Source organism: Pelodictyon luteolum DSM 273, from assembly GCF_000012485.1.
GTDB lineage: Bacteria > Bacteroidota > Chlorobiia > Chlorobiales > Chlorobiaceae > Chlorobium > Chlorobium luteolum.
Genome location: NC_007512.1, coordinates 2,354,646 through 2,364,842, shown reverse-complemented (window position 1 = coordinate 2,364,842; position 10,197 = coordinate 2,354,646). Strand labels below are relative to the sequence as shown.

Genomic DNA, 10,197 nt, shown 5'->3' with positions numbered 1-10,197 from the left:
TTACATTGATATTATCTCGATTCTCCTGCGTATTTCATCGATTTTACCACGGTCTTCCCCGCCTGAATCCACTTTTTTGGCAATGGTATTGATGGCATGGATGACCGTCGAGTGATCGCGTCCTCCGAAATGCAGTCCTATCGTTTTCAATGAAGAATCCGTCATCTGTTTTGAAAGATACATTGCAATCTGTCTTCCTACAGAGATCTCCTTCTTTTTCGATTTCCCTTTGAGATCGTTTGAGGTGATGGAGAAGTACTCGCAAACAGCTTTTTCGATCGTATCGAGGTTAAGTTGCTTGGTCGTGTGACGGATAATGTCCTTCAGGGTCGACTTTGTGAACTGCAGATCGATCTCCCGCTTGTCGAGGGACTGTGCGGCAAGCAGTTTCACGATGCACCCTTCAAGTTCCCGGACGTTGTCGGTGACATTGTTGGCAATGAACTCGATGACGTTCTCATCAAAGTTCACACCGCTCTGATGCAGCTTGCTGAGGATGATGGCTTTCCGGGTTTCATAGTCCGGGGGCTGAATATCAGCCGACAGGCCCCAGTTGAAGCGTGAAATAAGCCGGTCCTCGATCCCTTTGATGTCCTTTATGGGACGGTCGGCAGACAGGATGATCTGTTTATTCGACTGGTGGAGCGTATTGAATATATGGAATATCTCTTCCTGTGTCTTTTCCTTGCCGGAAAAAAACTGGATGTCATCGATGATGAGGACGTCGATGTTGCGGTAGAACGATGAGAACTCCTGGATCTTGCCGTTCTGGATTGCATTGACGAAGTCGATCGCGAATTTCTCGCTGGAGACATAGAGTACTTTCGAGGCGTCACGGCTCTCTCTGACCGTATTGCCGATAGCCTGCATGATATGCGTCTTGCCTAGCCCCACCCCCCCGTAAATGACAAGGGGATTGAAGGCATTCTGGCCGGGGTTCTGGGCAACGGATTTCGCTGCAGCAAAGGCCAGAGAGTTGCAGTCTCCCCTGATGAGGGTATCGAAAGTGTATTTGGAGTTCAGGTGTGTTTCGAATCTCTCAACATCGCGTTCAAACGCCCTGTCTGCCTTTCCACCGTCTTTTTGGAAAATTTCTGCTTTCTTTTCTGCCTGAACGTTCTGGGGAGGGAGCTGCATGGTGACAGGCTGTCCCTGCGACTTGTCCATGACGATGGAATACATCAGCCGGGCTTCGGGTCCGATCACATCCCGGAGCGCCTCTTTGAGGAACTGGGAGTAATGCTCTTCGATCCATTCATAAAAAAAGGTGCTGGGCACCTGGATTGTCAGTTGGTTTCCCGAGTAGTCCAGTGGACGTATGGGGGAAAACCAGGTCTGGAAGGCAAGCGGATTGATATGTTCCCGTATTGCATCAAGGCAGGAGCTCCATACCTTTTGCTCAATAGAATCATTGTTCCGGTGTCGGGTGTCCTGCTTCTCCGGAAGGGTCATGGTATCTGCGTAAAGCATGGAAAACGGGAGTTATGAAGGGGGGACGGGCCTCTATCGTGGTCCATCAACATCTGACTGACAGCAAGTTACAGTTTTAGGGAGAGAAAAAAGAATTCGCCCACGGAAAAAACGCCCTCATTCAATGCGTTTATTCAACAGAGTTATCAACATAATAAGTCTTTTCAAAATATTAGCTTACAGATTATTATGGAAAAGTTATCAACATCTGTTGACAGCGCCTTCGCGCCGAAGTATGCGGCGCTGGGGCCGGTCGGATTTTTTTATCCACAAGTTGTCAACATTTCAGGTTCAGCTCAATGCGGTGCGTTTCGGGCTCTCTCGAGAAGGCGGATCGCCCTGAAAGGTCATAATTAATGCTGAACCGGATTTGTTAATGAATGCGCATTATGCTAAATTACGCGCCCTGTAATTTTGATATTTTGACAGTTTATCCCTACAACACGGTGAGGAGCCATTCGAGATGAAGAGAACATTTCAGCCCAGCAACAGGAAAAGAAGGAACAAGCACGGCTTCAGGCTGCGCATGTCGACCAAGAACGGCCGTAAGATCCTTTCGGCAAGAAGAGCCAAGGGCCGTCATTCTCTGTCGGTCAGCAGCGAGATGGGAACGGCAGGCAAATAACACATCTTTTCGCCGGCAGTCCGGCATGGATGCATAACTGCTTTTTCAGGTATTGTCAAAAACGCATATCCACGCTCTGCCACGGCATGAGATAGTGAGGAAGAGAGCAGTGATATCGCTGCTCTTCACCAACGGGAAAAGCCTTAAAGGTGATTTCCTGCGGATTGCGTACCGTTCTCCGGCAGAAGGGCCGGAGTCAGTTTTCCCCTCCGTCATGTTCGCCGTCAGCAAGAAAACGCTGCCCTCGGCCGTCAGGCGCAACCGCGCCAAAAGGATGATGCGGGAGGCGTACCGTCTGGAGAAGCCGTTTCTTGCTCAGCGGATGAGGGAGACCTTCCTTTCGGCCGTGCCCGGGCCTGTAGACATGGTTTTGCTTTATACAAGACGAGGAGGGGAGATTCCAGCCCTCGATGATTTCAGGCGGGAGTTCAGGGTCCTGGTGAGCCAGATAAGATTTTCCTGAATGATTCCCGGTATGGTATGGATGAGAGCATAGAGAAGGATATGATAACGGAAGTGGAGATATGGTCATCTGGAAGGTTGTCAACAAGGCGCCTCTAGCGCTCATAAAATTCTACAGGGCAATTCTCTCCCCGATGTTCCCCCCGTCCTGCCGTTTTTATCCTACTTGTTCGGCATACGCCCTGGAGGCGTTTGAAACCCATAATTTTTTCAAGGCATCCTGGCTGAGTTTGTGGCGCATTCTCAGATGCAACCCGTTTTCAAAGGGCGGCTTCGACCCCGTTCCCCCTCATGACGGCGTTCCGGGAAAAAAAGAGGACTAGAAAATCCATGGATAGGAATTCAGTAACGGGATTGGCGCTCATCGCCTTGATCATGATCGTATGGCTGCAGTTCATGTCGCCGGAGAAAAAACCGCTGCAGCAGGTGACCGATGCGGGAAAAGCCCGTACGGAGCAGGTTGCCGCCGAAATCAATTCGGATATGCAGCCGGCAGCAGTGCCCGCCACGGAAGACTCCTTCGGGATGTTCGCTCCCGCCGCTTCCGGCACGGAACGTCTGACAGTCATCGATAATGACCTTTTCCATGCGGTTGTTTCTTCGAAAGGTGCTACCCTGAAGTCGTTGGTGCTCAAAAAACACCTTGACGGCAACCTCAAGCCGTTCGACCTCGTGAGTGATGCCAAGAACGGGGCACTCTCCATGCTCTTTTTAACCCGCGAGGGACGCCGCATCGATACCCGTGACCTCTACTTTGCCGGCTCAAGCCTCGATACCCTCCATACCATCAAGGGCAAAGAGACTTACGCTCTCAGTTACCGCTTAGCGCTTTCACCCCGGCAGTCGATCGAGGTCTCCTATACCTTCACTGGCGACAGTTACCGCATCGGTTACGATGTGAAGTTGACAGGTCTTTCCGGATCTCTTGCCGGCAATGAGTATCAGGTGCAGTGGGATGGTGGTCTCCCCTATACGGAAAAGAATCGTGACGATGAGGCGCGAAGCGCCCAGGCCAGCGCTTACCTTGGCGGAAGCCTCGTGAAGCTTGACGCCGAAAAGGATGGCCGTTCATACCGTGAGGAACAGTCGGGTGATGCCCGCTGGGTTGCGGTTCGCAACAAGTATTTCATTGCTGCGCTCATTCCCGAAGACAGGACGGCCGGTTTCTATCTCGATGGCCAGAAGGAACGCGGCAACGCCTATGAAAACTATCTCGCCTCGCTGAAAATGGAGGTGCCTGCCTCAGAAGAGGTGGTCGACAGCCGATTCAGTCTCTATCTGGGGCCGCTTGACTACAACACCGTCAAGGCACAGCATGCGGATATCGAAAAGATCATGGATTTCGGGTGGGACTGGCTCACCAGACCGTTCGCCGAGTTTGTCATTCTGCCTGCCTTCACCTGGATGAACAGGTTCGTGAGCAACTACGGGTTGATCATCATCATCTTCGCCTTCCTCATCAAGCTGGTGACCTATCCGCTCTCGACAGCCTCCACCAAGTCGATGAAGAAGATGGCGGCTCTCCAGCCGATGCTGAAGGAGCTTCAGGACAAGTATAAGGACAACCCCGCAAAATTGCAGAGCGAACTCGGCCGCATCTACAAGGAGGCCGGCGTGAACCCGCTCGGCGGATGTCTGCCGGTTGTGCTGCAGATGCCGCTTCTTTTTGCCATGTTCTATGTGTTCCGTTCTTCGATTCAGCTTCGACAGCACGGCTTCCTCTGGGTGAAGGATCTTTCGGTGCCCGATTCCATCCTTGATTTCGGCTTCACCATCCCGATGTACGGCAGCCACATCGCGCTGCTGCCGATCCTTATGGCGGTGACCGTCTTTCTTCAACAGAAGATCACCCCGACCGCGCAGTCAAACGACCAGATGAAGATCATGCTGTACATGTTCCCGGCCATGATGCTGCTGTTTTTCAACAACATGCCCTCGGGTCTGGCGCTTTACTACCTGATGTTCAACGTGTTCAGCGTTGCCCAGCAGTTCTACATCAATTCCACAAGTTCGGCCGCCGACCTCCCCCAGGTGAGCATCAGCGCGCCGTCCCGCCCAAAAAAGAAAAAATCGGGCAGCGGAAAGTAAGGGAGACCGATCTTGCTGATTGAACAAGCCGACCGGTGGCTGTTCGGGGTACTGAACAGCCGGCTGGCCAATCCCTCGCTGGACGACCTGATGGTTTTCCTGACGAGCGGAAAACTTTCCGGCCACATCCTCGCCCTCATCGTCTTGTTTATGCTGGTGCAGCGGGGCCGGAACGGGCTGTTCCCGCTGCTTCTGGCGCTTGTGGCTGTCGGCATGTCGGACTATACCGCATCAGGGGTGCTCAAGCCTCTCGTGGAGCGGGTGCGTCCCTGTTTCGCACTCGAGAATGTCCGGTTGCTCATCGACCAGTCACATTCATGGTCTTTCGCCTCCTCCCATGCCGCCAACATGTCGGCCGTCGCCACGACGGTCTGGATTTTCTTCCGCCGGGGCCCCCTCATCGAACGGGTGTTCACGGCGATTACCATTGCTTATGCCGTACTGGTCGCTTTTTCGCGCATCTATGTTGGTGTCCACTACCCCGGTGACGTGCTTGCAGGCATGATGATCGGTGCCCTATGGGCGTCGATTGCCTATCTGGTGTTCAGCTGGGTTATGAAGAATTTCGTGCACCGCCCATGTGCGGAAGGCGGAGGTCATGGAGCCGCCTGAACAGTACTGGGGTATCGATCTCGGCGGTACCAAAATCGAAGCGACTGTCATCGGGCCGGAGATGGAGGAGCTGATCCGCATGCGGATTCCGACGGAGGCGGATCGCGGTTACGAGCATATCCTCCTGTGTGTCCGTGAGCTTCTCGATCGCGTCTCAGGCCGTCTTGGCCTGCCCGTTCCCGACCTCATCGGTATTGGAACGCCGGGCCGGTACGATGAGGGTTCACGCGCCATGAAGAATTCCAACACGGTTTCGCTGAACGGCCGTGATCTTCCGGCGGATCTCAACGAGGTGCTCGGCTGCAGGGTGGCAATCGAGAACGACGCGAACTGTTTCGCGCTTGCCGAATCGCTTCACGGAGCTGCAGCCCCCTTCATGCAGTCATCCTCCTCGTGCGTCTTCGGAATCATCCTCGGCACAGGAACCGGCGGCGGCATCGTCGCCGGAGGGATGGCAAGAAAAGGTGCGCATGGCATTGCCGGCGAGTGGGGGCATAATGTGCTCATCCCGGATGGAGACCCATGCTATTGCGGGCGCAGGGGATGCGTGGAGACGGTCATTTCCGGTCCCGCCCTCGAGCGCTGGTATTACGGGCTCTCCGGCGTGGAGCTTCCATTGGAGGAGATTGCGCGCAGGCCATCTTCCGACCTGGCGGCCAGGCAGACCATCGGGCGTCTCCTGCAGCAGTTCGGCAGGGCGCTCGGCCCTGTCCTCAATATCCTCGATCCCGATGCCTGCGTCATCGGCGGCGGGGTCGGCAACATCGACGCGCTGTATTCTGAGGCGGCGCTGCTGGAAATTGAGAGGCACCTGTTCAGCGGCCGGCTCGAAATCCCGATTCTCCGGCCGGAGCTCGGTGACAGTGCCGGGGTGATCGGAGCGGCTCTCACGGCGAAAGCATATAGAAACATTCAACCATAGGGGCATTTCGGCATGGCGGACACGACATACAGGAAAGGGGACATCATTGAACTCACCATCACCGATCTGGCTGAAAAGGAGCAGTGCTTCGGCAGGCTGCCGTCCGGCATGGGGGTGATGGTATCGGGTATGCTCGCCATCGGCGACCGGGTTTCGGCCGAGATCCGAAAAGTCCGCCAGCGATACATCGAGGCGGTCGCCGTGGAGGTGCTTGAGCCCTCAGTGGACCGGACCGCCCCCCCCTGCCGTTTTTTCGGTGTCTGCGGGGGATGCAAGCTGATGCATGTCAGCTATGAGGCCCAGCTCCGTTATAAAGAGAAGAAGGTCCGGGACGCCCTCGCGCACCTCGGGGGCTTCGAGGATCCTCCGCTCACACCGGCCCACCCGGCACCCTCATCGGTCCACTACCGCAACAAGATTGAGTTCTCCTGCTCAAGCAAGCGCTACCTTCTGCATGAGGAGATCGCCGCAGACAGGCTGCAGGCGCCGAAGAACTTCGCACTGGGTTTCCATGCTCCCGGCAATTTCGAGAAAGTGATTGATATCGACAGGTGTTTCCTCGCCACGGATGGAATGAACAGGGTGCTCAACCTGACGCGCGAGTTCGCACTCCTGAACACTTTGGCGGCATACGGGGCCAAAGAGCATACCGGGTTTCTCCGGAACCTCGTTGTGCGTTACAGCGAAGAGCGGGAGGAGCTGATGGTGAACATTGTGACCTCATGGTATGACAGGGATCTCATGGAGCGATACCGCCTCCACCTGGAGTCGGGGATGGAGGGCGTCCGGATGACCATTGTCAACAACGTCACCAGCCGCCCGAATACCGTGGCCGTCGGTGAGCATGAGTACATCGTTTCAGGCAGCGGCGTCATCACCGAGCGGCTGGGGGAGCTTGATTTCAGGATATCGGCCAACTCGTTCTTCCAGACCAACACCCGTCAGGCCGAGGCTCTCTACGCCTGCATACTCAGGGCGGCCGGACTCAAGGCGGAGGATACCGTCTACGATCTCTACTGCGGTACCGGCACCATTACCCTCTTCATGGCCCGACACTGCAGGATGGCGGTAGGACTCGAGGTTGTTGAGAGCTCTATTCAGGACGCCAGAGCAAATGCAGAATTCAACAGCATCCGCAATGCGGTCTTCTTTCAGGCAGACCTGAAGGATTTCGGGACCCTCCTTCCTACGCTCGACTCCTACGGCCGGCCGGATGTAGTTGTGACCGATCCGCCAAGGGCCGGCATGCACCCGAAAGCACTTCAGGCTATGGTGCAGCTGGAGGCTCGAAGGATCATCTATGTCAGCTGCAATCCGGCAAGTCTCGGACGGGACGGCAAAGAGATAGCGGCGGCGGGTTACCGGCTTGAGTCGGTGGAGCCGGTGGACATGTTTCCCCACACGGCACATATCGAAAGCGTGGCCTGTTTCGTTCGGGACTGAGGCGGGGGTTACTGCTGCCCGTTGTCGATTTCTGTGAATTCGGCGTGCTCAGCCACCTCGCGCTTCTTCTTCTCCCATGCGGTGAAAGAGTCGACATCCTGGCTGATGGAGGCCAGAACGGCCGATACGATGGCAAGGTCATCGGCAAAGCCGAGGATGGGGATGAAGTCTGCAATGGCATCGAAGGGGGCGACGAAGTAAATGAGTGCGGCTGCCGAAAGGACGATGGTCTGCCATGGAACCTCGCGGTACTCTTTCGATGCATAGCTTTTCACCATGCGGACAAGCGGCTGGATCTTTTCCAGAAGTCCTGGTACCATCGCCGTGCTTTTCAGCGACGCGGATTTTCTGATGACCGAGGCGATGAGCTTCTGCACCCTGCCCGGATTCTGCATTACCCGCTCGGCTCGGCTCGTGCTCTTTTCAAACAAAGGTGTCTCCATTGTGTCCTCCCTGTTGTCTTCCACAGACCCTACTTCCTGCCCGCTTTGAGCAGTTTATGGCGTTCATCTGCACTGAGCGAGCTGTAGCCGCTCTGCGAAATCTTCTCAAGGATCCGATCGATTTCCGCCTCCGTCACCACGTCATCATTCCTGCTGATGCTGTGGATTCTAGCGCCCCCTTCTTTCTTTCGGGGCCGGATTTTTTCAAGCATCCCTGAAAGGTTGAAGTCACGCCGTTTCAGGGTGATGTAGATCCATCCGATCAGCATGCCTCCGAGGTGTGCGAAATGTGCGACGTTGCTTCCGCTGCCCATGGTGCGGCTTCCGAGCCCGGAGAAGAATTCGATGAAAGCGTACCCTGCGACAAAGAACTTCGCCTTGATGGGAAAGAGGAAATAGAGGAAGATGTAGCGGTCGGGAAACATCATCCCGAAAGCGAGCAGGATCCCGTAGACCGCTCCCGATGCTCCGATGGTCGGATAGGTCGAGCCCATGGTTGCAAAGAGATTGATGAGGGCGGCTCCGATGCCACAGGTGAAGTAGTAGACGTTGAACTGCTTCGTGCCCCAGTGGTTTTCAATTTCAGCTCCGAAGATCCAGAGGGCGAACATGTTGAAGAAGATGTGGGCCGTTCCGCCGTGGAGGAACAGGTAGGTCAGTGGCTGCCATATCCTGAAGTTTCCCGAGCTGATCGGCCAGAGTGCGAGCTCGGAGAGAAGCACATTGCCGAATGCCGGAAAGGATTCCAGGAGGAATACCCCCACGTTGATGAGAATGATCGCCTTGATCGCCGGAGGGATCACCTGGAACCCTCCGGGACGATATGGTTGGTTGGAATAGCTCATGAGCAAGGGTTTGCCGTCCCCGCCGCAGGACGGGCGGGGGCGTTCTCTGGAAAGGGGTGTGTCAGCCGTTCAGGGCTGCGATGCCGGGGAGCTCCTTGCCCTCAAGGAACTCGAGACTCGCGCCGCCTCCGGTTGAGATGTGGGTCATTTTGTCGGCAAGTCCGGCCTTGGCGACGGCGGCAGCAGAATCGCCCCCGCCGATGATGGTGGTTGCCCCCTTAGCGGTGGCAGCGGCGAGCGCTTCGGCTACGGCGATGGTGCCGCCGGCGAAGTTGTCGATTTCAAAGACTCCCATCGGTCCGTTCCAGAGTACGGTTTTGGCTCCGAGGATCTCCTTGCGGTAAGTCTCGGCTGTTTTAGGGCCGATATCGACTCCCATCTCGTTTTCGGCAAGCTGGTCGACCGACACTGCATGAAATGGAGCATCGGGTGAGATTTCGGGTGCGGCCATCACGTCTTCAGGCAGGATGAGCCTGACGCCCATGCTTTTCGCCTTTGCTAGCAGTTCGAGCGCAAGTTCCGTCTTGTTGTCCTCCACAAGGGAGCGGCCGGTTTCCAAGCCTTGAGCCTTGAAGAAGGTGAATACCATGGCGCCGCCGACGAGCACAGTGTCTACCTTGCTGAAGAGGTTGTCGATGACGTCGATTTTCCCGGAGATCTTTGATCCGCCGAGGATGGCAACGAACGGGCGTTCAGGGCTCTGCAGCGCTTTGCCGAGGTACATCAGCTCTTTTTCAATCAGGTAGCCGGCAACAGCGGTCTGCACGAAGTGGGTGATGCCTTCGGTCGAGGCATGCGCACGGTGGGCCGTGCCGAATGCATCGTTCACATAGATTTCACCAAGCGAGGCGAGTTCTCTGGAGAACTCCGGATCATTGGCCTCTTCCTCAGGATGGAAGCGGAGGTTCTCAAGCAGGAGGACTTCGCCGTCCTGCAGCGCCAGAGCCTGCTGCATCACTTCGGTGCCTATGCAGTCGCCTGCCATGATGACGGGAGTGTCGATGAGCTCGGAAAGACGCAATGCTACGGGGGTCAGAGAGAAGTCCGGGTTGACCTTTCCTTTCGGCCTGCCAAGGTGTGACATCAGGATGAGGCGTCCTCCGTTGTCCAGCACCTTCCTGATTGAGGGAAGGGCTTCGACGATCCTTTTGTCGTCGGTGATTTCTCCGTTGCCGTCAAGGGGAACGTTGAAATCTACGCGCATCAGTACCCGTTTGCCTTGGATGGTTATGTCCGACAAGGTCTTTTTCTGCATTGCTCTCTGGATTGGTTGAAAAAACAAAAACC

At 55.6% G+C, this 10,197-nt stretch carries 11 protein-coding genes; 7 read left to right on the top strand and 4 right to left on the bottom strand.

The window, feature by feature from the left end; translation table 11 throughout:
* Nucleotides 1-1,470 (bottom strand): chromosomal replication initiator protein DnaA, encoded by a 1,470-nt coding sequence (gene dnaA, locus PLUT_RS11010; protein ID WP_011358845.1) that lies wholly within the window; start codon nucleotides 1,468-1,470, stop codon nucleotides 1-3.
* 463 nt (nucleotides 1,471-1,933) lie between these two features.
* Here dnaA and rpmH point away from each other — a divergent pair, with 463 nt between their 5' ends.
* The 7 genes from rpmH to rlmD all read left to right on the top strand — a co-directional run bounded on the left by rpmH (nucleotide 1,934) and on the right by rlmD (nucleotide 7,622).
* The gene (gene rpmH / locus PLUT_RS11005) at nucleotides 1,934-2,095 is read left to right on the top strand and encodes a 50S ribosomal protein L34 (protein ID WP_011358844.1); all 162 of its coding nucleotides are present in this window, start codon (nucleotides 1,934-1,936) and stop codon (nucleotides 2,093-2,095) included.
* A 52-nt stretch (nucleotides 2,096-2,147) separates the two neighbouring features.
* Nucleotides 2,148-2,558 carry a ribonuclease P protein component gene (locus PLUT_RS11000; RefSeq protein WP_081423702.1) on the top strand — a complete coding sequence of 137 codons (411 nt, stop codon included), beginning with the start codon at nucleotides 2,148-2,150 and terminating at the stop codon, nucleotides 2,556-2,558.
* Nucleotides 2,559-2,619: 61 nt separating this feature from the next.
* Nucleotides 2,620-2,880, top strand: coding sequence for a membrane protein insertion efficiency factor YidD (gene yidD / locus PLUT_RS11625; protein WP_011358842.1), 261 nt, complete (start codon nucleotides 2,620-2,622; stop codon nucleotides 2,878-2,880).
* Between the two features lie 7 nt (nucleotides 2,881-2,887).
* A complete protein-coding gene (yidC, locus tag PLUT_RS10995) occupies nucleotides 2,888-4,645 on the top strand; it encodes a membrane protein insertase YidC (protein ID WP_011358841.1) in 1,758 nt (585 codons plus the stop codon).
* A gap of 12 nt (nucleotides 4,646-4,657) precedes the next feature.
* Nucleotides 4,658-5,257 (top strand): phosphatase PAP2 family protein, encoded by a 600-nt coding sequence (locus tag PLUT_RS10990; RefSeq protein WP_011358840.1) that lies wholly within the window; start codon nucleotides 4,658-4,660, stop codon nucleotides 5,255-5,257.
* Nucleotides 5,244-6,179 carry an ROK family protein gene (locus tag PLUT_RS10985; RefSeq protein WP_011358839.1) on the top strand — a complete coding sequence of 312 codons (936 nt, stop codon included), beginning with the start codon at nucleotides 5,244-5,246 and terminating at the stop codon, nucleotides 6,177-6,179. Before PLUT_RS10990 ends, PLUT_RS10985 begins: the two co-directional genes overlap by 14 nt.
* A gap of 12 nt (nucleotides 6,180-6,191) precedes the next feature.
* The gene (gene rlmD / locus PLUT_RS10980) at nucleotides 6,192-7,622 is read left to right on the top strand and encodes a 23S rRNA (uracil(1939)-C(5))-methyltransferase RlmD (protein ID WP_011358838.1); all 1,431 of its coding nucleotides are present in this window, start codon (nucleotides 6,192-6,194) and stop codon (nucleotides 7,620-7,622) included.
* 8 nt (nucleotides 7,623-7,630) lie between these two features.
* On the opposite strand, the gene PLUT_RS10975 is transcribed toward rlmD, so the two are convergent.
* From PLUT_RS10975 to PLUT_RS10965, 3 genes are all read right to left on the bottom strand, one after another.
* Nucleotides 7,631-8,065: a YkvA family protein gene (locus tag PLUT_RS10975; RefSeq protein ID WP_011358837.1), complete on the bottom strand. Its 435-nt coding sequence runs from the start codon at nucleotides 8,063-8,065 to the stop codon at nucleotides 7,631-7,633.
* 29 nt (nucleotides 8,066-8,094) lie between these two features.
* Entirely contained in the window at nucleotides 8,095-8,910 is an 816-nt protein-coding gene (locus tag PLUT_RS10970; protein WP_041463948.1) for a rhomboid family intramembrane serine protease, read from the bottom strand.
* Between the two features lie 61 nt (nucleotides 8,911-8,971).
* Entirely contained in the window at nucleotides 8,972-10,165 is a 1,194-nt protein-coding gene (locus PLUT_RS10965; protein ID WP_011358835.1) for a phosphoglycerate kinase, read from the bottom strand.
* Nucleotides 10,166-10,197 lie beyond the last annotated feature (32 nt).

Bases quoted from the DNA above. Each gene is read 5' to 3' on its own strand.
- PLUT_RS10965 (WP_011358835.1), bottom strand. From the start codon at position 10,165: ATGCAGAAAAAGACCTTGTCGGACATAACCATCCAAGGCAAACGGGTA.
- yidD (WP_011358842.1), top strand. From the start codon at position 2,620: ATGGTCATCTGGAAGGTTGTCAACAAGGCGCCTCTAGCGCTCATAAAA.
- rlmD (WP_011358838.1), top strand. From the start codon at position 6,192: ATGGCGGACACGACATACAGGAAAGGGGACATCATTGAACTCACCATC.
- yidC (WP_011358841.1), top strand. From the start codon at position 2,888: ATGGATAGGAATTCAGTAACGGGATTGGCGCTCATCGCCTTGATCATG.
- PLUT_RS10970 (WP_041463948.1), bottom strand. From the start codon at position 8,910: ATGAGCTATTCCAACCAACCATATCGTCCCGGAGGGTTCCAGGTGATC.
- dnaA (WP_011358845.1), bottom strand. From the start codon at position 1,470: ATGCTTTACGCAGATACCATGACCCTTCCGGAGAAGCAGGACACCCGA.
- PLUT_RS10985 (WP_011358839.1), top strand. From the start codon at position 5,244: ATGGAGCCGCCTGAACAGTACTGGGGTATCGATCTCGGCGGTACCAAA.
- rpmH (WP_011358844.1), top strand. From the start codon at position 1,934: ATGAAGAGAACATTTCAGCCCAGCAACAGGAAAAGAAGGAACAAGCAC.
- PLUT_RS10975 (WP_011358837.1), bottom strand. From the start codon at position 8,065: ATGGAGACACCTTTGTTTGAAAAGAGCACGAGCCGAGCCGAGCGGGTA.